The following is a 22,727-nucleotide window of genomic DNA, read 5'->3' on the forward strand; positions in this document are numbered from 1 at the left end:
CTCAATTCTTAGTTTTACGATCCTTCAACAGTGCCATCATGGCCGCTGCATCATCACCCTGACTGGCCTGGTTAGTTAACTGATCATTTTGAGCCATCTTAGGTTCAACTTTCTGCCCAGACCGGCTATACCGACTTTGATAACGGCTTTGATTCGTGCTCGTGCGTGCCTTCTGCTGGTTCTGGTGGTTTTTAATAGCAGCCACCGCCTTTGGCGCAGTATCAACCTGGTTTTTCGCCCAGTCATTGGCAATCGAATCAACCAAGTTCCGCTTCAAATCCGAATTATCCATATTTACCAAGACCTGATAAATCAGGATATTGATCACTGGAACTGGCAAAATATTTTGTTGGACCAGGTTGCTTAGTAACTGGTTCTCGGACTTCGTTACGTAACCATGATTATTTTCTTTAATTTGCCGTAAAAAGTCAATTGGGCTTAAGAAATCAGCCGCCTGATAAAGCGATTGCAGTGCTCTTGATTGCTTTGGTATCGACTGATTGGCCTGGCTCTGACTACCAGACATCTGACCTGTTGGCTGGCCCTGGACTCCAGTCAGGTGCTGACCGTTTAAATTCTGAGTCACCTGCTCCTTTTCTCCACCAGCTTGCCGGCTTTCTAAACCACTTGCTTGATTACCCTGCCCACGACCAGCTGCAGTCGTTTCGGCTTGGTTACCCCGATTGGCTAATTTTGTCTTTTCGGCGCTTTTGCCCCACTGATTTTGCAAATAAGACATAAAGGCAGCTCGGTTTAAGCGATGGTCATCGAGGTTAATGCTACGGGTAATGGCCGTTGCTAGTTCAGCCTCGTTCAGCCCGTAAAGAACCTGCTGGGTCATGATTAATTGCCGGTCAGATGCTAAATTGGTGGCCGTTGTGCCATGTATCAGGGCGACCATTGCATCGTAGTCAAAACGCTGCGAACTAAAGTCCAAATCGTCCAGCGACGAAGGTCCTGCCAATTCAACCTTTGGCTGACGGCCTGCAACCGGATTATCAAAGAATTCCAAAAAGCTAGCCGAAAGGTTAACAACGTTGGCACCGCTGACTTGACCGGCCGACTGACCCGCAAAGCGGTCAGCTAGGACTTGAAAACGGTCCTCACCGGCAAAGTAAAAGAGGAGGCCCGCCAGCAAATCCTCGTTAAAGAAGTCCTTTGCCAGCATTGGTGACTGAATTTGGTAAGTATAACCAGCAAAACCACCCACCTCCTGATAGAAGGTTTTCAACAACCCGACTGCCTCCAGCGCCTTGCGGGCATGGACGAAATCAGGCAATGAGAGGGTTAATGTATCTAGCAGCAAGTAGTGATCAGACCATTTTTTTGTACCGGCCTGACTCTCTTGAACCATGAAGTGATAAAGGGCATAAGCTTTGGCACCCAAAAAAGGCAAATACAAACTAAAAACTCGGTTCAAATCAGCAAGACTAATCGATGTCTGCAAACTCAAATAGGCCGACTCTTTTGCCTGAAATTCAATTGTCTGCTTGGAAACAGCCATTATTCTTCCTTCTTTAAATCAGTTAAATACTTTTCGACTTGCGCCTTCAGCTCTGCTTCAGTGCCATTATTATCAAAAACAACGTCTGCACTTTCGACCTTCTTTTCAATTGGAATTTGGGCCTTAATTCGGCTTTGAGCCGCATATTCATCTAAGTGGTCACGAGCCATCAATCGGTCAAGCTCAATCCGCGGGTCGGTTGCGACCACCAGAATTTGGTCAAACCACCCAGACTCATCGTACTTTTGTTCAAAAAGAAGCGGAATAGCGACAAAAATCACCTTTTCACCACGATTTTTAAAAAAATTGACCTTATCCTCAATCGCCGAGTAAATGGCTGGACTCGTAATCGCTGTCAGTTCCTTTAACTTACCTGGATCCTGAAAGACTATTTGCCCGAGCTTTTTACGGTTCAAGACCCCGTTTTCAACGATATTCAGACCAAAAACATCCTTAATCTTTTCCAGGGTAAAGGTCCCTGGTTCGACTACTTCGCGGGCAACCAAGTCGGCATCAATCACCCGGTAACCAGCAGCTGTCACAATTTTGGTGACCGCTGACTTTCCAGTAGCAATACTTCCTGTTAAACCGATGATTTTCATGCTTCCCCCTTCTGTAAAGCTTGCGCAAAGACTTGGCTTGAATAGACAACCCGTGCCGTATTCAAATATGGTGTCACGTAGATATAGGCTAACCCAAAAGTCACAAATCCGAGCAAGTGCCAGCCTAAAAAGGAAAGTTCGAGTTGAAACAATTCCATTTTACGTCCGGACATAACTCGCCGAGAAATCGAAATATAATCGGTCAAGGATTTCTGCTGACGACCAAACAGGCTATCCATTTTAAAGGCATAATAGGTCTGTGAGTAAGAAAAGGACTTAACGAAGCCCGGAATCACCAATATTGACCACAAAAAGAGCAGAATGTTTTGCACGAAAGCAAGCATAAAGGTGGCAAAGAACCGACCAAAGCGAAAAGCTTGAATACTCTGCTTCCATTTTACCTTGGCCTTTGGTTCTTGAAATTGGTCCACAATCGCCCACTTGGCAGACCAAGAAAAGACTAAGGCAATTGTACTGGCAATCGTCTGACTAAAATAAGCACTGCGCTGGTTAAGGTAAACCATTTGACCGGTTTGATGATAGTTCAGCAACACAAGGTAGGTCGTCGTCAGCACTAAAGCGGTTTGAAAAAGATTAAATAAAATGACAAGCCAGTTAGCCTTGATGGCTGCAAAAAAATTTTTTTGTAGATGTATTCTCGCAGTCAACTTAACACGGTTTTGCGAGATTGGTGTGATTTCTGTCATGAGTTCCTTTCGCGAGAAGGCACAATTATCCCCTGCTGGGTTGTTAAAGATCAATAAAATGAAAAAGCCATTAATCGTGCTGTTTTTTATAGTTTAATCAAAACCAAAAGACAAGCCAGGTTTGTTCTTACTTTTGCACCTGGCATTTTGGACAATAGGTCGTTCCGCGCTGGGCAACTTTAATTTTGACGAGGGGCGTCCCGCAGCGTTTGCAAGGTTCACCTGCCCGACCATAGACATCGAGTTCGTTTTGGAACTTTCCAACCTCGCCAAAAACATTAGAGAAAGAATGGACGGTCGTGCCATGATGAACTGTCGCCCGGTTAATCTCTTGAATAATATTTTGCCGCAGTTTTACTACCTCTTTAGCCGCTAAGTGATCAGTTAAGGTCTCTGGGTGAATCTCGGTCTGCCAAAGAACCTCATCCGTATAGATATTACCAAGTCCTGCCACGTTGGACTGGTCGAGCAAAAAAGGCTTAATCTTGCGGTGAGCTTTGGCTAAAATCGAAGTCAAATAGGTAATATCTAGATCGGCTTCAGTGGGTTCCGGCCCCATTTTTGCTAGGCCAGAAACCTCCTGGTATTCTTGACCTGTTGGCACCAATTGCATCCGACCAAAGCGGCGGGTATCATTGTACATTAAGTCGCGGTCGTCATCTAGAGTAAAAATAACCTCCGTATGCTTATGTGGAGTTGCTCCTTCAGGCTCAACCGAGTACTGGCCCTCCATCCGTAGATGGGAAACCAGGGTTTTCTGATTTGAAAGCCGGAAAAGCAAAAACTTGCCTCGCCGGTCAATTTGATTGATCGTGGCCCCGGCTAAGTCGGTCTGAAAGTCGGTTAAATCAGAAACCACAGCTTTTGGATACGGCACAGCCACACTGTTAATTTTTGCCCCTTGCACAAGAGCAGTTAGCCCCCGGCGGACAGTTTCAACTTCAGGTAATTCTGGCATTTGGGTTTATAACTCCCTTCATAGCAACGTTTTTAATTTCATGGACTGACTCTTGGGCTAACTTTTAGCCTAACCTTGACAATTCCTGGTTAAATCAACAAATTCATTAATATTTTTCAAGAAATATTATAACAAAAAATAGCCAGGCACAATTGCCCGACTATCTTTTGGATAATCTGTCAATAAAGTTCATATTGTTTTCATTATAGCACAGGCACGATTGCCAACGATTGGACTGACTGTCGTTAGCCATCTACCCATTGGCACACTGGAAAAAACGGCGAACCGCTTAAATTACTTCGAATCCTGAGGTCGGCTGGCCCACTTGGGCTTGCCCTTATTCTTCTTCTTTCGGGCCTGATGCTTCTTTTTCGACTTAGCAGCTTCTTTAGCAGTCAATTCGCGTTTTTCTTCGGACTGCTTTTGACGATTCTTCTTATCCGCCTTACGATTTTTGCCATCTAATCGGTTGACAGCCTGCTTCTTTTCAACGCGTAGCTGTTGCTTCATATCCAAATCAGCACCATCGTCAGCCACCGTTGCGCTGGCCTTCTGCAATTTTTTGGCTTCCTGCTGCTTTTCATCGGCTTTGGCCCAGTCGAACTTTTCCAGGCTGATTTCTTCTGGTAAGTACTGCTTTAACTTTCGGATATCATGATCGTTACCAAGGTTCAATACTTGACCAGCAAGGCCCGCGCGCCCTGTTCGGCCAGTCCGGTGGAGGTAGGTGGTCAAGTTATTCGGAATTTGTGCGTTGACGACTAATGGCAAGCCCAGGATATCCAGACCACGGGCAGCAACATCAGTCGCCAGCAACAAGTCGAGCTTGCCCTTCTTAAATGATTGGAGGGCATCTGCCCGCTTTAAATGTGACTTCTCATTGTTGCCAACGGACATGACGGATGCATGTTCATGACGTAGGGCGGCCTGGGCGGCCACCAATGCCCCAATGGTGTTAAAGAAAACTAAGGCTTGTTGGTGTCGGCGAGCTAACTCAATTAAAACTTTGTGATTAGCCTTGGCATCAACGTGCAAGTATGTGTGATCAATGGTTTTCGGTGCCTGATTTTCCACGGAAACCGGCTTCACAGAGTGACCAAAGAGTTCCTTGACCCAGGCCAAGTCGACACCCGAGGTGGCTGAAAACAGAGCAACTTGGTCCAATTCAGGCAAGGCATTTGCTAAGATGTTTAAGTCTTCTTGGTGTTCTTCAGTCAAGGTGGCATCCGCCTCATCGACAATTAGGGTCTTCAGGTGCTTGGTTTTCAACGCCCCACCATCAATCATCGACAAAATCCGGCCAAGTGTACCAACCACGATTGCCGGTTTCTCCTTCTTCAACTTATCTGCCTGCCGCTTCCCATTGGCCCCACCAATTAAGGCAGCAACCTTCACACCGACCTCACTGGCATACGGGCGAATGACCTGGGCTAACTGAGCGCCCAATTCCTGTGACGGTGCTAAAATCAGAACCTGACTCTGCTTGGCTGTGAGATCAATCTTAGACAGCACCGGCAAAGCAAAAGCCAGCGTTTTTCCAGAACCAGTCGGTGCCAGGCCAAAGACGGATTCACCAGCAGTCATTCGGTCAAAAAGAGCCTTTTGAATTGGCGTTTCTTCCTGAAAGTGTTCATAAAATAAATTAGCAAGTTCCGGTAAAATCATTCTTTATTTTCCTTATTTTTGACGACTACCTTTTGACGGCAAGCGGCCAATTGTTAGCATTGACTTCTATTATAACAAAAGCCCGCCTTACGATTTTTGTAGGTGGGCTTTTTCGACTGAATGGTAGCCAAGATTGTTTGGCCTATTCAGAATATTCAAAGACAAAGTTTGTATTATTAATTCGAACATCGTCGCCATCTTCGGCGCCAGCTTCACGCAGCTTATCATCCACACCCATATGGCGAAGTTGACGCGCAAAACGCATAATCGTTGCTTCACGCTGCATGTTCGTCATTGCGGCAAGCTTTTCGACTTCCGGTCCAGAAATCAACCAGCAAGACAGCTCATCATCCCAGTCAACGGAAATGACAGGAACCTGCTTCTTGTACTGGTAAATCTTCTCTTCCGTTGTCTCTTCTTCCTGCTGGTAAGCCGTTGCGACTGGTGCCTGATCCAACAAGTCCGCTGTCTTACGCAAAAGTGTGTCAACACCATCGTGAGTGACAGCTGAAATTGACACAATTTCAGGCGTCTTGGCCAAACCAGAATCTGCTTGAACCTGTTCTTGGAACTTCGTAAACAAATCCTTGGAGTCAGGCATATCCATCTTAGTGGCAACAACGATTTGTGGTCGGTCCAAAATTGTTGGATCATATTCCTTTAATTCAGTCAAAATCTTCTTATATTGTATATAAGGATCCTGTCCTTCAATGCCAGACATATCAACCAGGTGTAAAATCACACGCGTACGTTCAACGTGGCGTAGGAATTGGAAACCTAAGCCAACACCCTGCGAAGCCCCCTCAATCAATCCTGGCAAATCAGCCATTACAAAGTCACGGTGATCACCTAAGCGGACCATCCCAATATTGGGATCAATGGTGGTAAAGTGGTAAGCTGCAATTTTTGGCTTCGCATTTGAAACCACGGACAACAATGTTGACTTCCCAGCGGACGGGAAGCCAACCAAACCAACATCAGCCAAAACCCGCAGCTCTAACTTAATTTGTCGCGTTTGACCCGGTTCCCCATTTTCTGATAATTCAGGAGCTGGGTTAGCTGGTGTGGCAAAGCGGATGTTTCCGCGACCACCACGACCACCACGAGCAACCAATAGTGTCTGATCAGGGCGCACTAAGTCACCTAATACCTCACCGGTATCAACATCGGTCACAATAGTCCCTTGGGGAACTTTAATAACCCGGTCGTCAGCAGACGCACCGGTCATCCCTTTGGTCCCACCATTGCCACCAGACTGGGCCTTAAAGTGACGATTATAACGGAAATCCATCAAAGTTCGCAGCCCCTCATCCACTTTTAAGATGATGGATCCACCATGACCACCGTCCCCACCAAAGGGACCACCCATGGCCACAAACTTTTCATGACGGAAGGAAACAATTCCATCGCCACCCTTACCTGCTTTTAGCTCAACTTGTGCTTGATCAACAAACGCCATCTGTATTCGCGCGCAATGCGCTACTCCTTTTTTAATCCAATGAATCTAGAGAGTTAAGTGTATCACAGAAAGTTCTCTTTGCCTACACTTCTGTCTCTAAGACGATAAATCAGGACAAAAACGACCCAATTTTTTCGCCGTAGTAAAATTTTGACGGTGAGCGCCAAATGCATCAACATTACCAATATACTGCAAATTAAAGGTAAAGCGCCAATGATCCGCCAACATGATTTCAAAACACGCTCATTTCACTGGCCAATCAAACTGATTTTTCCTAAGACTTTTGCTCGGAAAGTGACCAATGGACCAGCTGAGCAACCTTAGACGACAATCCCAAGGCTTCCAACTCTTCGATGCTTGCCGCTTCAATCTTGGTAATGGAGCCAAAATTCGTCAACAGCTTCTGCCTGGTTTTAGGGCCAACACCCGTAATCGCATCCAAACGCGAGGACAATGACTTTTTCGACCGCGACTGACGATGGAAAGTAATGGCAAAACGGTGGACCTCATCTTGGATTCGTTGAACCAAGAAGAAACCCTGGGACTGGTGATCTAAACGCACGACCTCCTCAGTCTGACCATTAATCAAATCAGCAGTCTTGTGTTTATCATTTTTAACCATAGCTGCAATTGGTAAATCCAGGCCCAACTCATCTTCCAAAACTTCCTTGGCCGCATGGAGCTGGATAATCCCTCCATCCATTAAAATTAAGTCCGGCATTTCAGCTCCCTCCTTCAATAGGCGAGAATAACGTCGACGAATGACTTCCTGCGTTTCCAACCACTCATCAGCATGGTCGGTCGACTTAATCTTGTACTTCCGATACATATCCTTGTTTGGCCGCCCATCTTCAAAAACCACCATTGCCGACACAATTTCTTCCCCTTGGGTATGAGAATGATCAAAAGCCTCAATTCGATGGCCCATCGAAATTCCAAGAACATCGGTGATTTCCTTCATTGCCCCCGAAGTCTTCTGCTCATTGAGTTCCATCAGGCGGAACTTTTCATCTAAGGCAATCTTCGCGTTCTTTTCTGCCAAGTCTAACAAATCCTTCTTTTCACCGCGGACGGGCGTTCGTACCGGAACATCCAAGGCAGCAGCTAAAAGGTCGTGGTCAACACCCTGTGGTACCAAAATTTCCTTTGGCTTTTGAATATTTTTCTGTAGGTAAAATTGCTGAATAAAAGTCGTAAATTCATCGATTCCGTCACCAACAACGGCAAAGGTTTGCTTACTTTGGCGGATTAAGCGAGCCTGCCGAACAAACATCACGGAAACTGTAATCCAGCCCTTGTTCAGGTAAAAATTGAAGATATCACGTGGCGTTGAATCATTCGACAAAATCCGCTGACTTTCAACCGTTTCGTCGATGTACTTCAGTTGGTCGCGTAAATCAGCTGCGCGCTCAAACTCCAAATTTTCAGCTGCTTGGCCCATTTGTTTTTCAATTTGACGCTTAACGACCTTAGTATCGCCTGACAAAAAGCGCTTAATCCGATCAACCTGAGCTGTATACTCTGCCTTAGGGACATCCCGAAAACAAGCACCAAGACACTGGCCCATCGAATAGTAAAGGCAAGGGCGCCCTTGGCGGCCCTTGCACCGTCTTAGTGGATAATTTTTCTCCAAGAAATGGAGCGTTTCCTGGGCGGCATAAACGTTAGGATAGGGACCAAAATAAAAGGCCCCATCCTTCTTAACTTCTGAAACCAAAGCCATTCGTGGATCAGTTTCGCGGGTAATCTTGATGTATGGATAGCCTGTTCCATACTTGAGACGGATGTTGTAATAAGGCTTATACTTCTTGATTAACTCGTTTTCCAACAAGAAGGCTTCTTTATCGGAATTGGTCACAATAAAGTCGAAATCAACAATGTTGGCAACCAATTCGGCCGTCTTACCAGTATGGTCCTGCTTAAAATATGACCGCACACGGTTCTTCAAGTTTTTGGCTTTACCAACATAAATAATCTTGCCTAAGCGGTCCTTCATTTGATAAGAACCTGGTTCGGCTGGTAAGAGGAGCAGTTTTTGTTCAAGGTGTTTTGAGATATTGGCTAACATAACTTTATTATACCCCCGTGACTTCTATGTACGAAAAGGCCGCCAAACAATTTGGCGACCTTTTTATTTTCAAAACAAAGCATTCATTAAGAAATTAGCTTGGTGCTTACTTTTCTTTATAGGCCACAGCCGCAGTGATAAAGCTGTTGTACAAACCTTCTGGTTTGTTTGGCCGTGAAATAAATTCTGGATGGTATTGGGCAGCAATAAAGAAATCGTTCTTTGGATATTCGATAACTTCCATCAACTTGTTATCAGGTGATGTTGCTGAGAAGACCATACCAGCCTTTTCAAATTCGTCCCGGTACTTAATGTTAAATTCATAGCGGTGACGGTGACGCTCATCAACCTCGGACTTGTTACCATAAGCAGCAGCAGTCTTGGTATCTTCCAATAAGCAAGTTGGATAGAAGCCAAGACGTTGTGTACCACCCAAATCGGTAACCTGGTTTTGGTCATCCATCAAGGCAATGACAGGGTGGGTTGTTTCAGGATTCAACTCGATTGAGTTGGCATCTGCATAACCCAAGACATCACGGGCAAATTCAACAGAGGCCAATTGCATTCCCAAGCAAACACCCAAAAATGGAATGTTGTTTTCACGGGCATAGCGAATTGCTTGAATCTTACCTTCTGTTCCGCGAGGACCAAAGCCACCGGGAACCATGATACCATCGACATCCTTCAACAAGGAAGCAACGTTTTCTTTTGTCACCGTTTCAGAATTAATATGGGCAATTTGAACATCAGTGTCTTGTGAATAACCACCGTGCTTCAAAGCCTCGTTCACTGAAATATAAGCATCCTGCAAGTCAGTATACTTACCAACTACGGCAACATGGATGGTCTTCTTTGGATTCTCGATGGCATTAACCATGGCCTTCCATTCCGTCATGTCGGCTTCAGGAACGTCCAGCTTCAACTTGTCGACAACCACTTGGTCCATTCCTTGTTCTTGTAAGTTCAAAGGAATTTCATACAAAGTATCCACATCGCGTGATTCAATCACCGCTTGTGGGTTAACATCCGTAAAGGTTGCCAACTTTTCCTTCATTTCATCCGTCAATGGGTTTTGCGTCCGCAGAACCAACATATCAGGCTGAATACCCAATGAACGCAGTGTCGTCACAGAATGTTGCGTTGGCTTTGTCTTTGCTTCACCAGCAGCTTGTAAGTAAACAATCAATGATGTGTGCAGGTAGAAGACGTTTTCGTTACCAAAGTCTGACTTCATCTGACGCAAGGCTTCAATAAATGGCAATGATTCGATATCGCCTACCGTTCCACCAACTTCAACGATGACCACATCAGCATCAGTTGATTCACCAGCCTTAACAATCTTCTCCTTGATAGCGTTCGTGATATGTGGGATGACCTGGACAGTTGCACCATGGTAATCACCCTTACGTTCCTTGGCCAAAACTTCTGAATAAATTCGACCAGTCGTCACGTTTGAGTATATGTTGGTGTTGATGTCCATGAACCGCTCATAGTGACCCATATCCAAGTCAGTTTCAAGGCCATCTCCCGTAACATACGTTTCCCCGTGTTGGTATGGAGACATGGTACCTGGGTCAACGTTGATGTAAGGATCCAACTTCTGAATTGCCATCTTCAAGCCGCGGTTTTTCAACAAACGACCCAAAGAAGCTGCTACAATCCCTTTTCCAAGGGACGAAACGACCCCACCGGTAACGAAAATATACTTGGTTTGCTTCTTTGCCATAATGCCTCCTATGTTTTGCCTGACACACTGAATTTTGCTATGGTTTTAGCCAAAATTCATTAAATAAAATAGAAAGGCTCCCAAGCGGTAGCTTGGGAGCCATAAAAGATTTTCACATTAAATGTGAGCCCTAATATATATTACAGACTGCCCCCTTGAATGTCAACACTAGATAAAATAATTATCTAGACCAAAGCATTGCAGTTTTCAAGGCAGAAGATACCCAACCATTCACAACAACACCAGGGCTAAAGTGTTTTGAAAGAAAGGCTGACAGGCAAGCAATCGGTGTTTGGTATAACACTATCAATCTTGAGGTTTTCAGCAAACAAAAAGTCCCTGTCAGAAAAGCCAACTTTTACTTAACTTCTTGCTGGTTACGGTGCGTCCAGAAGTACAAGAGCCCCATGAAGAACAAGAAAGCAAAGCCAATGGCCAGTGGTACCCGAGTCGTTGGGTTAATCACCATGAAAACCAAAGTAATTAATAGGAAGAAAATTGCAAAGTAGTTCGACCATGGTGACAAGGCCAACATGAACGGATGCCCCTTCATCAGGTCTGGATTTTCCCTCCGGAACTTAATTTGCGAAATCAAGATGACAAACCATGGCACCATGCCAGGCAAGGTTGAAGCCGAGTAGACCAAGACAAAAATGTTCTCAGACCCCTTCCAGAAAATTGGTAAGACGGCATTTAGAACAATTCCCAGCAGAATTCCAACAGACATGGCCAAAACGGAAACGTCTGGCACGCGGTTCTTTGACAACTTCAAGAAGACTGGTGGCAATTCCTTTTGCTGTGCCAATGTGTACAGCATTCGTGATGATGAAAATAGACCGGAATTCAAAGCCGATGCAGCCGCCGTCAACATAACAAAATTGATGATTCCAGCAGCAGCCGTGATACCGACCTTGGCAAAAGTTTCAACGAATGGTGAACCAACCGTATCTAATTTGTCCCAAGGATAAATCGTCACAATCACAAAGATTGCCCCAACGTAGAAAATCAAGATTCGCGCAACAATCGACTTAATCGACTTGACGATTGCTTCTTGTGGATGGGCCGCTTCACCGGCCGTAATACCAATGATCTCGATGGCTTGGTAAGAAGTGACCACAATTGACAAGGCAAACATGAAGCCCTTGAAGCCATGGGCAAAGAATGGTCCGTGTGACCAAAGGTTTGAAAAGCCAATTGCATGGCCATGGTTACCAAAGCCAAAGACAATCATCAACAGACCCAAGATAATCATAAAGACAATCGTCAAAACCTTAATAATTGAGAACCAGGCTTCCAATCGACCATAGGCCTTCACCGTCACCAAGTTCGTTAACGTCAACAGGATTAAGACAATCACACCCGTTACCCAGGTTGGCACACCCGGCCACCAGTAATGCATGTAATCGCCAACGGCGATTGTTTCCGAAATTCCAACCGTCAACCACTGAAAGACATTCGCCCATACGGTTAGATAACCAGCAACCGGATGAATATACTTCGTTGCATAGTTGGCAAATGATCCAACAATTGGTTTCACGTAGAGCATTTCACCCAATGCCCGCATCACAATATATAAGACCAAACCGGCCAATAGGTAAGCCAGCAGGACGGACGTCCCCGTCCATTTGATGGTCGATGATGACCCCAAGAAGAGTCCAACACCAATCGTTCCACCAAGGGCAATCATTTCCATCTGGAACGACGACAATGACCGCTTTAATTCTTTTCCATTTTCCATCTGTTTCTCCTTCACGCGGTTGGCCAAACAAAAAAGCGCCCCTAGAAATCTCTAGGGACGCTTGTTGCGTGGTACCACCCGTGTTTTGCCTAAGTAAAAAGACCTAGACAACACTCTTTTGCCAAGATAACGGCTGACAACCGGGCTTCATTTCACGCATTACTCAAAGGCCACTACTGAGGGAGTTTTCACCGGCTTCGCCCATCACTTTCACCAACCGTGACGTCTCTAGCAGACTTGTACCGATTACTCGTCCTCATGAATGTGATAATTGTAAGCGTATCTGAAAAAAATTGCAAGTACTTTTATCAAAGACAATCCGGCGGTAGCCATTGTCATCCTGTTTTTTCCAAAGATTACGATCCAGCTTGCTCATATTTCGACAGGTTCATCAACTTCCAAATCAGCAAAGCAATCGCCCAGGCAACAACGAAAATAACCACTAAAATAATACCCAATTCGTTGAAATCAAGGGCTCCCGCCCACTTGGTCAAGAAGTTTTCCCAGTGGAACATAGCTGCCATCGATTGAATCAAGTCAACAATGCCGATAAAGCCGGCAGCAATAATCGAGATACTAGTCAAAATCAGATTAAAATAGACCTTACGGTAAGAAGTGGAAATAATCCAATTGTAGGTTGTTGACATGAAGAAGCCGTCCAAAGTATCCATCAAGCACATTCCTGCGGTAAAGAACAGGGGCACGGATAAGATGGCGTACCAGGGAACACCGGCAGTCGTTGCCGTCGCCGAGGTGGCCAGAACGGCCACCTGCGTGGCCGTATCAAAACCCAAACCAAATAAGAAACCAACAATGGCCACTTGCCAGTTATGGTTAACTAAGTTCAACATCTTCATAAACAAGCTGTAAACCTTTGACTCAGCGGCTAATTGCTCGTTATCGGGGTCCAAAGCCGCCTTCTTCATTTGCCTAAAATTTTTCCAAATACCACGCAGGATAAAGGTATTAAAGCAAGCCAGCATTAACAACATCACAGCGGCAATCATAGTCCCAAACATGCCACCAACGGACTCCAAAATTGGCAAAGAATGATCAGCCCACTCAACAAAAAGTACCGTCAATAAAGTTAACAACACTACGACCAAAGAATGCCCGAAGGAAAAGGAAAACCCAACCCCTCTCGTATTCTTGTGGTCATTTAACATTTTCCGGGTCATGTTGTCGATGGCAGCAATATGATCAACATCAAAAGCGTGGCGTAGGCCAAAGGTAAACGAAATGCCGGCCATCCCGAGTAACTGAGGATACTTGTCCATCCCAGTACTCAAAAACATGGTCCCCAGGGCCAAGATGCAAAGAATAAAGGCCCCATATCGGCTAATATCGAACTTCCAACTGTGACTATCTGTCATAAATACTGTTCCTCTTTTCTATTTTCTAAAATCTACTTCAGTCATAAAATCCATGGTACTAAGCCAAACTCGTAAAAATCAGCGCCATGTTGACCATCATTTGATTAATCGCAAGTCCTTGGTCATTTTTCGCTTGAAGGGCCCAATTGGATAATCAAGCAATCTACCTATTGTTGATTCATGATTAATTCTTGGCAACCGTCAGCTGGCAATTGAGCCATCCCCCTACCTTTCTACAAAATAGTCATGGTTTTTGAATATTCCCGTTCCATTGCACTTGCTTTGGCAGCATCTTGATCATTCTTGTAGCGCTTTTTTCCACTCTTTTTTGGACTAACGCTTGCTACAAAGGGCTTGCTCAGACGCTGTCAATTAAAATATTAAGTTTTAGCGTTATTTTCTAACTTAGGCCCAACATTGCTTTGGCGTATGGTGAGAGCCTTTCAACCGACCAAGCCGGTTCCCAACGATATTCAATCTTAACTTGCTCAACGCCATCAAGGACGTCCAAGGCATGAACAACCATTTCTTCTAAAGTACCCATAATCGGACACCCAATCACTGTCAAAGTCATATTGACCGTACACAAGCCCTGGTCATTTAAATCAATTTCGTTAATAAAACCCAAATTAACAACATCCACACGAAAATCCGGGTCAATCACCTGACTCAAGGCCAACATGATTTCTTCTTTTTTTCCTGCATCCATTTTTTAACCTACCGATCCACTCATTTCAAACTTCATCAAACGGTTCAATTCCACCGCGTATTCCATCGGCAATTCTTTCGTAAATGGTTCCACAAAGCCCATTACAATCATTTCGGTTGCCTTTTCAGCCGAAATCCCTCGACTCATCAGGTAATAAAGTTGGTCTTCGGAAACCTTGGAAACTTTTGCCTCATGTTCCATCGAGACATTTCCGTTCAAGACAGTGTTGTATGGAATGGTATCTGCTGACGATTGGTCGTCAACCAAGATGGTGTCACATTCAACGTGAGCAAAAGAACCGGCCGCATTCCGATTAAACTTGACTGTTCCCCGGTAATCAGTTGAGCCACCATCATGAGCAATCGACTTGGACACAATCGAAGAGGACGTATTGGGAGCATTATGAATCATCTTGGCACCAGAATCTAAGTTAACCCCTGCACCGGCAACAGCAATCGAAAGCATGGTTCCCCTGGCTCCCTGACCATTCAAATAAACCGATGGATATTTCATCGTTGTCTTTGAACCAAAGTTACCATCGACCCATTCCATTGTGGCGTTTTCCTCGGCCGCTGATCGTTTTGTTTCCAGTGAATAAACGTTGTTCGACCAGTTTTGAATAGTCGTATAGCGGCAATAGCCGTCCTTTTTCACGATAACTTCAACCACGGCCGCATGTAGGGAATCTTGCGAGTAAGTTGGTGCAGAGCACCCCTCAACATAATCAACATGGGCGCCCTCATCGACAATAATCAAGGTGCGTTCAAACTGGCCTTCCTTTTCCGTGTTAATCCGGAAATAAGACTGGATGGGTGTCGTGACATGAACCCCCTTTGGTACATAAATAAAGGTTCCCCCGGACCAGACGGCCGAGTTTAAAGCGGCTAATTTATTATTGGTAGGTTTCACCAATGAACCCAAGTATTCTCGAACTAGTTCGGGATATTCCTGCACAGCCGTGTCGGTGTCCGTGAAAACAATCCCCGTCTTCTCGAACTCCTCTTTCATCCGGTGGTAAACCACCTCAGACTCATATTGGGCAGACGAGCCGGCCAGCCACTTTCGCTCGGCTTCCGGAACGCCCAACCGTTCAAATGTGTCTTTTAATTCTTGGGGGACTGCATCCCAATCCCGGTATTTACCATTGGTTGGCTTGTTATAGTAATAAATTTCATCAAAATCTAACTCGGACAGGTCTGGGCCCCAATCCTGCATCGGCATTTTCAAATAAGCCTGGTAAGACTGAAGACGAAAATCAAGCATCCAAGCTGGTTCTTGTTTCTTAGCTGAAATTTTACGAATAACGTCTTCATTAAGCCCCTGCCCGGTCGAATAGACTGCCTGGTAGTCATCATGAAAACCATGAGCATACTCCTCATCGGCTCCAATTGCTGACCGCGTTCGCTGCAGGTCTTCTTGTCGATTGATTTCCATTCTTACTCTCCCTCGATTTTGGCTATTAAATCAGTCACCGCATGGCTGGCGAGAGTGGCGCACTTGAGTCGGGTTGGAAACTGACGAACGCCGGCCAAAGCTGATAATTCACCAAGATCAACTTCCTGGACTTTGCCACCTTCAGCCTCAACGGATTGGCCATCACCAATAAACAGACTACCTTGGACTGGGTCCCGATCAGCCACTAATAATTCAGAAAATGCCGCTAATTTTCTCCGGGCCACCGGCAAACTTTCCCCAATCAACTGCTCAGTCAGTATCGAAGCAGCGGCTATCGAAATGGCACAACCCGCTCCATCAAAGGACATATCGCGAATCTGATTTTCCAAAACAATCATTCGTACTTGTAAAACATCCCCACAGCTGGGGTTGAATTTCTCAACCTGTTGGCCTACAGAGGCTGGTAGCGTCTGGAAATGGTGCGGATTTTTGGCATGGTCTAAAATGACCTGCCGGTATAAAGTTCCTAAGTCTGCTTGATTCATGCAAAGTACTCCCGGGCCTGACGCAAAGCCAAAACGAAGCGATCAAGGTCTTCTTGGTTGTTGTAAAAGGCAAAGGTGGCCCGGACGGCCGATTGAATGCCCAAATAATCCATTAATGGCTGAGCGCAATGGTGGCCCGCCCGGACCTCTACGCCAGCCATATCCAAAACAGTGGCAACGTCATGCGGATGAATGCCTGCTAGGTTAAAGGACAAAACACCATGGTGTTTTTTAGCAGTCTTTGGCCCATAAATGGTCACGTCGGGAATTTTTTTCAGGGCTAACAGAGCAGCTGCCATCAACTCTTCCTCTCGGTTGGCGATTGTCTCTAAGCCAACCTCGGTCAAGTAATCGACAGCTGCCCCGAGGCCAATGGCGCCGGCAATGTTTTGCGTCCCAGCTTCAAAGCGCCAGGGAACTTCCTGAAAGGTTGCTTCTGTTAACGTTACCCGTTCAATCATTTCCCCACCGTATTGCACCGGTGTCATGGCCTTTAAGCAATCAGCTTTCCCGTACAGCACCCCGATTCCTGTGGGACCCAGCATTTTGTGACCAGAAAAGGCATAAAAATCAACATCCAAATCTGAAACATCAATTGGAAAATGGCCAACGGCCTGAGCGCCATCAACAATGACCGTCGCGCCAACCTCATGAGCCAGCGCTACCATTGGCTTAACGGGTGCCAGGCTACCCAGCACATTGGAAACGTGGGCAAAGGAAACAATTTTCGTTTTCTGACTGAGTTTGTTCTTAAAATCAACCAGGTCAATTTCCCCGTCGGCTGTCAGGGAAACATAGCGTAACTTAGCCCCGGTCGCCTTTGCCAGTACCTGCCAAGGAACAATGTTCGAGTGGTGTTCGAGCTGAGTTAACAAGATTTCATCCCCGACCTTCAGCCGGTTTCGTCCATAGCCCTGGGCCAGCCAATTCAGACTTTCGGTCGTCGACCTGGTAAAGACAATGTTTTTGGCAGAAGTCGCACCAATCATGGCCGCAACCTTGGCCCGCGCACCCTCATAGTTAGTTGTCGCCTCTTGCGAGAGCGTATAAACGCCACGATGAACATTCGCATTTTCTTTCACATAATAGGCCCGCATCTGGTCTAAGACCTGGATTGGTTTTTGACTCGTCGCCGCCCCATCAAGGTAAGTTAACGGGTGACCGTTGACCTGCCGATTTAAAATTGTAAAGTCATCTCGTACCGTTTTCATTGTTTAACTTTCTTTCAATTGCCGCAACAACCTGATTTTCGACCTTTTGGTCCTGAATTTTAGCGAGAATTTCACCTACAAAGCCGCGAACTACTAACCGTCTAGCAACTTCTAGCGGCAAACCGCGACTCATCAAATAGTACAATTGCTGGTCATCGACCTGACCAACAGAGGCCGCATGCCCAGCAGTGACATCACTTTCGTCAATCAAAAGCAACGGGTTGGCCTCACCACGGGCACGCTTTGATAGCATCAAAACGCGTGATTCTTGTTGGGCATCGGACCCCTTGGCTCCCCTAATAATCCGGCCCATTCCATTAAAAATTAGGCTTGAACGATTCAAAATTACCCCACGTTGGAAAATATGACCAACCGTGTGCCGACCGATATTTTGGATTTCCGTATTAAAACCTTGGACCTGCTTACCTGAAGTAAACGCGGCGACCCCGGTTTCTGATTGAGCACCTTCTTCAACCAGTTTGGTCGTCAATTGGCTAATCACATTGCCGTCATTAAAGGCCGCGTTGACCCAGTTGACCTCCGCCTGATGCAAAACAACAGCCTGTCGATTAATAAAGCCAGTCGTCTCCTGGTCGAAGTGGTCGAAGTTAACCAGCGTCAGTTTGGCACCGGCAGCGGCCAAAACCTCAACCACTAAGGAAACATTGCTGATGCCTGCAGTAACCGTCTCTAATTGACTGACGATTCGTGCTTGACTATTTCGATCAGCATAAATCACTACTCGGCCAACCAAGTCACCGTCTGCACCCAAATGAGCCAAAAAAAGGTTCAAGTTCGTACTAACAGTCACCCCGGCCGGCAAGTAAACAAAGAGACCTGTGTTGGCGCTTTGCTGATTTTCTGCCGTCAAGCGGTCCTTTGTTTCAGCCATCCGGTCAAAAACTTGTTCAACTAAGTTCGGATAGTCTTGCTGTGCCTGCTTTAGTGGTAGCAGTAAAACACCAGCCTGAACCAAATCACTTGGCAAATCATAATAGCTTTGGCTCAGACCCGCGAGCTCGATGCCGACATCACCGGATTTGGCCAGCAGGGGCTGATTTACCTGCCCTTGACCAGGAACTAAATCCGTCAAACCCCAGTGTTGAAACCGGACTTTGGGAAAGTCTGGTAGGGGCAATTCAGTAATCGCTTGTCTTTTGTCCTCTTCCATCTCACACCACCGGTACATCTTCGTCTGTCAGCGTAATTTCAAGGCCTAATTCATCGCGCAGGGCCGCATAACCTTCACCCTCCAAGCGCTTGGCCAAATCAGGGCCACCTGTCTTCACGACTTTACCGTCCATCATCACGTGCACATAATCTGGCACGATGTAGTCAAGCAAGCGTTGGTAATGCGTGATCATCAAGGTGGCAAAATCAGTCGAGCGCATGCTATTGACACCCTTTGAAACGACTTTTAGGGCATCAATATCTAAACCAGAATCAATTTCATCCAAAATCGCAATCGCTGGTTTAATCATCAACATTTGCAGAATTTCATTCCGCTTTTTTTCTCCACCAGAAAAGCCTTCATTCAAATAGCGACTGGCCATCTCAGCGTTCATCGACAAAAAATTTCGCTTTTCTTCCAGTTCCTTCATGAAAGTCATCACATCCACTTGGTCGTTATCGGCACGCCTGGCATTCACGGCCGAGCGCATAAACTCAAAATTCGTAATGCCCTGAATTTCAGCCGGATATTGCATCGCCAAAAACAAGCCCGCTCGAGCGCGCTCATCGACGCTCATTTCACTTAAGTCTTGGCCATCAAGTTCGATGGTCCCCTGGGTAATTTGATAAGCCGGATGGCCCATAATGGTTTGCGACAAGGTTGATTTTCCGGTACCGTTGGGTCCCATAATGGCGTGAATTTCGCCCGTATTAACCGTGAGGTTAACACCCTTTAAAATTTCTTTGCCATCGATTTGAACGTGAAGGTCTTCAATTTTTAGCGTCTGCATTGGTCATCGCATCCCCATAAATATCATTATTTTCTAATTATCATCAACTTACTTGGAACAAAATCTAAGACGAGATGACAAGAACCACAACACCATGTCACTGTTCCCCACCAGCAGGGTGTTGCAGTCCCCTAAAGATCACTATTTTGCTCCCAAAAGTTAGAAACTGTTGAGCCACTCATTTTCAAAGATTACGATCAGCTAATCTGCTCAATCCGCTGACCAAAAAAATCAGTGCACTAATTTATCCCAGATAACCACTTCATCCGAAGCAAGTGATTTTGGCACATCGATAATGCGCTGGTTAGCACTACCACGGAATTGAAGAGTGAGGTCCTTTTCTTCTTCTAAGAACCGACCATCCACTAAGATATCAATTAAAGACAATAATTCTAGCTTGTCATCGGTTTCTTTCATTAACTCATCCCAGGTATAACCGGTCCAAGACCAGATATCCTTTGTATGACCAAATTCCTGGCGAATCCGCTTGGCCAATTGGCTGCAGACTTGAGTGTTCAAGAAAGGTTCCCCACCCAATAGTGTCAAACCTTGAACATAATCCTTGGATAAATCTTCAATAATTTGGTCTTCGAGTGCCATTGAATAGGGCTGACCATAATGGAAGTTTTGTGCAACCACGTTATAACAGCCCGGACACATAAACTTGCAGCCAGAAACATATAAGGAACACCGCACACCCTCACCGTCAACAAAGTTAAAGGCTTTGTAGTCCGCAATAAATCCTTGACTAAGCTCTGCTGCGGTCCATTCTTTGGGCATCGGATTGTTTGGTTTTCTGGTAGCTTGCGACATCTGTAATCATCTCCTGTGTTAAATGCTTTGCTCGGGCTGCAATTTCAACGTGACGGCCATGAACCATTGGACGTTGTTGTGGGTTACCAAGGTAACCACAGGTCCGCTTGACCACATCACACAGCTGCGGATCATGGTTACCGCATTGTGGACAGGCAAATCCTTTGGCAGTAGCCTGAAAGTCACCCGAAAAACCACACTTGAAACACTTATCAATTGACGTATTAGTTCCTAAATAGCCAACATGGTCATAAGCCCAATCCCAAACAGCTTCTAAAGCTTGGGGATTTTGACGCAAATTTGGGTACTCGCAGTAGTGAATAAAGCCGCCAGCAGCGTACTTAGGAAAGGCTTCTTCAAAGCTGATTTTGTCAAAAGGCGTTGGGTGCTTACGGACATCATAGTGGAAACTATTCGTGTAGTATTCCTTTTCCGTGATGTCTTCAATCCTGCCAAACTTTTCAATATCAGCCTCACAGAAAGTATCCGTCAGCGATTCGGCTGGCGTGGAATAGAGACTATAATGGTAACCACTCTCCTTTTCCCATTCAACGCAGTAGTCATGCATTCGCTTAACAATTTCCTCGGCAAAGTCGTGCGCCTCTTGATTTCCTTCCCAGTTAGAACCATAAAAGGCAGCAACCGTCTCATACAGGCCGATATAACCCAACGAAACCGTAGCCCGACCATTCTTAAAGACTTCATCAACGCTATCAGTCTTCTTCAAGCGCTTGCCAAAAGCACCATACATGTACAAGAGTGGTGCATTTTCTGGCACGGCTTCCTTCGTTCGTTCAATTCGATAAGCCAAGGCCTGATGGGTCAAGGCAATCTTTTCATCAAAGATTTGCCAAAAAAGTTCCCGATTTTGCTTCGCAAAAAGTGAAATCCGAGGAAGGTTAACCGTGACAACACCCAGGTTCATGCGGCCGGAATTAACTTCCTGACCGGTTTCATCTTCCCAACCCTGTAAGAAGGACCGACAACCCATGGGCGTCTTAAAGGAGCCAGTAATGTCGATAATCTTGTCGTACATCAGCAAGTCAGGATACATCCGCTTCGTTGAACATTCGAGTGCCAATTGCTTGATATCATAATTGGGATCATTGGGATTAAGGTTCAAACCGCGCTTAACCGTAAAAGTCAGCTTAGGGAAGATTGCTGTGCGTCGTTCCTTACCAAGCCCCTTGATTCGAATTTGCAGGATGGCCGTTTGAATTGCTCGTTCAATCCAGTTTGTTCCTAAGCCAAAATTAATCGTTGTAAAGGGCGTTTGTCCTTGGGAAGAATACAAAGTATTGATTTCATACTCCAAAGCCTGCATGGCATCATAAATGTCTTTTTCGGTCTTTTTCTTGGCATACGCCGCTTGCTTTTCTTCCGTGACCCAATTTTTCGCATCGACTAAGTGCTTGTCATAATTTTTCTTGGCAAAGGGGGCCAACAATTGGTCAATTCGGTTAGCCGAGCAACCACCATATTGGGAGGAAGCAACATTGGCAATGATTTGTGACATCTGTGCCGTTGCCGTTTGAATGGAATTGGGTGAGTCAACCCAGGCATTACCAATTTTGTACCCGTTGTTCAAAAGGTTGTCAAAATCAATCAAGCAACAATTAGTAGCAGGGGTCACGGGCGAATAGTCCAAATCATGCCAGTGAATGTCACCACGCATGTGACCCTTGGCAACCATCTTTGGTAGCATTTGCATTCCTAATGCGCGACTAGCGGCACCAGCTTCCAAATCACGCTGGGTATTGAAGACCCGACTATCCTTATTCGCATTTTCATGAACAACGGATGCATCCTGATCGAATAATTTTTCAATTCGCTTTTGAACATTGGAAGCATCAGCGAACTTTTGTTTGTCTTTTTCCCAATATGTTTGATACTGGTTAACGGCCTCTTCTTCACCATACTTTTCTAAACAAGCATTCAAAAGCGTTCGAATTTCTGCAGTTGTGACTTTCTTGGTCTTGGCCAAAGTTTTGGTCAATTCTGCCATAATGGCTTGAGCAGTTTCGATCGATAAATTCAGGTGATCCAAGATAAAATCAATCTTATAAGCATAAAAGGCCATTGCTTCACCACTTTGCTTGATCACGGTTAGTTGTTTCAATTGATTCTTTTCGATTGTCTGTACCATTCTAAATTACTCCCTCCTGTTTTTTGTTTTTTGGGGTAACTCAAATACTACAACGATTTCGTTTTTTAGAACAGATGTTCGCTTGTGAAAAAAGTCCCTTCAAGTGCTCTTAGTCTTAGGGCACAAGGAGTTTAGAATGATAATTAC

The 22,727-nt window shown here is 45.4% G+C and carries 18 protein-coding genes and 1 other annotated feature; all 18 genes read right to left on the reverse strand.

From position 1 onward, the window contains the following. Position 1: 1 nt before the first annotated feature. The gene (locus ACSYSH_RS02985) at positions 2–1,504 is read right to left on the reverse strand and encodes a DnaD domain protein (protein ID WP_491702413.1); all 1,503 of its coding nucleotides are present in this window, start codon (positions 1,502–1,504) and stop codon (positions 2–4) included. Beyond that, complete coding sequence (gene coaE, locus ACSYSH_RS02990; RefSeq protein ID WP_491702412.1) at positions 1,504–2,106, reverse strand: dephospho-CoA kinase; 603 nt, start codon at positions 2,104–2,106, stop codon at positions 1,504–1,506. The genes ACSYSH_RS02985 and coaE overlap by 1 nt, the downstream gene beginning before the upstream one ends. Then, positions 2,103–2,813, reverse strand: coding sequence for a DUF975 family protein (locus tag ACSYSH_RS02995; RefSeq protein WP_489815901.1), 711 nt, complete (start codon positions 2,811–2,813; stop codon positions 2,103–2,105). The genes coaE and ACSYSH_RS02995 overlap by 4 nt, the downstream gene beginning before the upstream one ends. A 127-nt stretch (positions 2,814–2,940) precedes the next feature. After that, positions 2,941–3,771 carry a bifunctional DNA-formamidopyrimidine glycosylase/DNA-(apurinic or apyrimidinic site) lyase gene (mutM, locus tag ACSYSH_RS03000; protein WP_491702411.1) on the reverse strand — a complete coding sequence of 277 codons (831 nt, stop codon included), beginning with the start codon at positions 3,769–3,771 and terminating at the stop codon, positions 2,941–2,943. Between the two features lie 294 nt (positions 3,772–4,065). Next, positions 4,066–5,436 carry a DEAD/DEAH box helicase gene (locus tag ACSYSH_RS03005; RefSeq protein ID WP_491702410.1) on the reverse strand — a complete coding sequence of 457 codons (1,371 nt, stop codon included), beginning with the start codon at positions 5,434–5,436 and terminating at the stop codon, positions 4,066–4,068. Positions 5,437–5,578: 142 nt separating this feature from the next. Then, complete coding sequence (gene obgE, locus ACSYSH_RS03010; RefSeq protein WP_491702409.1) at positions 5,579–6,895, reverse strand: GTPase ObgE; 1,317 nt, start codon at positions 6,893–6,895, stop codon at positions 5,579–5,581. Positions 6,896–7,169: 274 nt separating this feature from the next. Next, the gene (gene uvrC / locus ACSYSH_RS03015) at positions 7,170–8,963 is read right to left on the reverse strand and encodes an excinuclease ABC subunit UvrC (RefSeq protein WP_489815905.1); all 1,794 of its coding nucleotides are present in this window, start codon (positions 8,961–8,963) and stop codon (positions 7,170–7,172) included. A 106-nt stretch (positions 8,964–9,069) separates the two neighbouring features. Continuing rightward, positions 9,070–10,689 carry a CTP synthase gene (gene pyrG, locus ACSYSH_RS03020; protein WP_491702408.1) on the reverse strand — a complete coding sequence of 540 codons (1,620 nt, stop codon included), beginning with the start codon at positions 10,687–10,689 and terminating at the stop codon, positions 9,070–9,072. A 358-nt stretch (positions 10,690–11,047) separates the two neighbouring features. Beyond that, the gene (locus ACSYSH_RS03025) at positions 11,048–12,427 is read right to left on the reverse strand and encodes an amino acid permease (protein WP_491702407.1); all 1,380 of its coding nucleotides are present in this window, start codon (positions 12,425–12,427) and stop codon (positions 11,048–11,050) included. A gap of 50 nt (positions 12,428–12,477) precedes the next feature. After that, positions 12,478–12,699 (reverse strand) — a binding site (T-box leader). An 84-nt stretch (positions 12,700–12,783) separates the two neighbouring features. After that, positions 12,784–13,800 (reverse strand): HoxN/HupN/NixA family nickel/cobalt transporter, encoded by a 1,017-nt coding sequence (locus tag ACSYSH_RS03030; protein WP_491702406.1) that lies wholly within the window; start codon positions 13,798–13,800, stop codon positions 12,784–12,786. Positions 13,801–14,200: 400 nt separating this feature from the next. After that, the gene (locus ACSYSH_RS03035) at positions 14,201–14,509 is read right to left on the reverse strand and encodes a metal-sulfur cluster assembly factor (protein WP_489815909.1); all 309 of its coding nucleotides are present in this window, start codon (positions 14,507–14,509) and stop codon (positions 14,201–14,203) included. A 3-nt stretch (positions 14,510–14,512) separates the two neighbouring features. Next, complete coding sequence (gene sufB / locus ACSYSH_RS03040; protein ID WP_491702405.1) at positions 14,513–15,943, reverse strand: Fe-S cluster assembly protein SufB; 1,431 nt, start codon at positions 15,941–15,943, stop codon at positions 14,513–14,515. A gap of 2 nt (positions 15,944–15,945) precedes the next feature. After that, on the reverse strand, positions 15,946–16,449 hold the full coding sequence (gene sufU, locus ACSYSH_RS03045; protein ID WP_489815911.1) for a Fe-S cluster assembly sulfur transfer protein SufU: 504 nt from the start codon (positions 16,447–16,449) through the stop codon (positions 15,946–15,948). Further along, positions 16,446–17,660, reverse strand: coding sequence for a cysteine desulfurase (locus tag ACSYSH_RS03050; protein ID WP_491702404.1), 1,215 nt, complete (start codon positions 17,658–17,660; stop codon positions 16,446–16,448). The genes sufU and ACSYSH_RS03050 overlap by 4 nt, the downstream gene beginning before the upstream one ends. Then, positions 17,641–18,831 carry a Fe-S cluster assembly protein SufD gene (sufD, locus tag ACSYSH_RS03055; protein WP_491702403.1) on the reverse strand — a complete coding sequence of 397 codons (1,191 nt, stop codon included), beginning with the start codon at positions 18,829–18,831 and terminating at the stop codon, positions 17,641–17,643. Before sufD ends, ACSYSH_RS03050 begins: the two co-directional genes overlap by 20 nt. Before the next feature lies 1 nt (position 18,832). Beyond that, positions 18,833–19,621, reverse strand: a complete 789-nt coding sequence (sufC, locus tag ACSYSH_RS03060) for a Fe-S cluster assembly ATPase SufC (protein ID WP_489815914.1) — start codon at positions 19,619–19,621, stop codon at positions 18,833–18,835. A 231-nt stretch (positions 19,622–19,852) separates the two neighbouring features. Further along, the gene (gene nrdG / locus ACSYSH_RS03065) at positions 19,853–20,434 is read right to left on the reverse strand and encodes an anaerobic ribonucleoside-triphosphate reductase activating protein (RefSeq protein WP_489815915.1); all 582 of its coding nucleotides are present in this window, start codon (positions 20,432–20,434) and stop codon (positions 19,853–19,855) included. Continuing rightward, positions 20,370–22,580: an anaerobic ribonucleoside-triphosphate reductase gene (gene nrdD, locus ACSYSH_RS03070; RefSeq protein ID WP_491702402.1), complete on the reverse strand. Its 2,211-nt coding sequence runs from the start codon at positions 22,578–22,580 to the stop codon at positions 20,370–20,372. The genes nrdG and nrdD overlap by 65 nt, the downstream gene beginning before the upstream one ends. Between the last annotated feature and the right edge of the window lie 147 nt (positions 22,581–22,727).

This window comes from Fructobacillus sp. ESL1117 (assembly GCF_058508565.1).

Coding starts and splice junctions, on each gene's coding strand:
- ACSYSH_RS03035 (WP_489815909.1), bottom strand. CDS start 14,509: ATGGATGCAGGAAAAAAAGAAGAAATCATGTTGGCCTTGAGTCAGGTG.
- sufC (WP_489815914.1), bottom strand. CDS start 19,621: ATGCAGACGCTAAAAATTGAAGACCTTCACGTTCAAATCGATGGCAAA.
- coaE (WP_491702412.1), bottom strand. CDS start 2,106: ATGAAAATCATCGGTTTAACAGGAAGTATTGCTACTGGAAAGTCAGCG.
- ACSYSH_RS02995 (WP_489815901.1), bottom strand. CDS start 2,813: ATGACAGAAATCACACCAATCTCGCAAAACCGTGTTAAGTTGACTGCG.
- mutM (WP_491702411.1), bottom strand. CDS start 3,771: ATGCCAGAATTACCTGAAGTTGAAACTGTCCGCCGGGGGCTAACTGCT.
- pyrG (WP_491702408.1), bottom strand. CDS start 10,689: ATGGCAAAGAAGCAAACCAAGTATATTTTCGTTACCGGTGGGGTCGTT.
- nrdG (WP_489815915.1), bottom strand. CDS start 20,434: ATGTCGCAAGCTACCAGAAAACCAAACAATCCGATGCCCAAAGAATGG.
- uvrC (WP_489815905.1), bottom strand. CDS start 8,963: ATGTTAGCCAATATCTCAAAACACCTTGAACAAAAACTGCTCCTCTTA.
- sufU (WP_489815911.1), bottom strand. CDS start 16,449: ATGAATCAAGCAGACTTAGGAACTTTATACCGGCAGGTCATTTTAGAC.
- sufB (WP_491702405.1), bottom strand. CDS start 15,943: ATGGAAATCAATCGACAAGAAGACCTGCAGCGAACGCGGTCAGCAATT.
- obgE (WP_491702409.1), bottom strand. CDS start 6,895: ATGGCGTTTGTTGATCAAGCACAAGTTGAGCTAAAAGCAGGTAAGGGT.
- ACSYSH_RS03030 (WP_491702406.1), bottom strand. CDS start 13,800: ATGACAGATAGTCACAGTTGGAAGTTCGATATTAGCCGATATGGGGCC.
- ACSYSH_RS02985 (WP_491702413.1), bottom strand. CDS start 1,504: ATGGCTGTTTCCAAGCAGACAATTGAATTTCAGGCAAAAGAGTCGGCC.
- nrdD (WP_491702402.1), bottom strand. CDS start 22,580: ATGGTACAGACAATCGAAAAGAATCAATTGAAACAACTAACCGTGATC.
- ACSYSH_RS03050 (WP_491702404.1), bottom strand. CDS start 17,660: ATGAAAACGGTACGAGATGACTTTACAATTTTAAATCGGCAGGTCAAC.
- sufD (WP_491702403.1), bottom strand. CDS start 18,831: ATGGAAGAGGACAAAAGACAAGCGATTACTGAATTGCCCCTACCAGAC.
- ACSYSH_RS03025 (WP_491702407.1), bottom strand. CDS start 12,427: ATGGAAAATGGAAAAGAATTAAAGCGGTCATTGTCGTCGTTCCAGATG.
- ACSYSH_RS03005 (WP_491702410.1), bottom strand. CDS start 5,436: ATGATTTTACCGGAACTTGCTAATTTATTTTATGAACACTTTCAGGAA.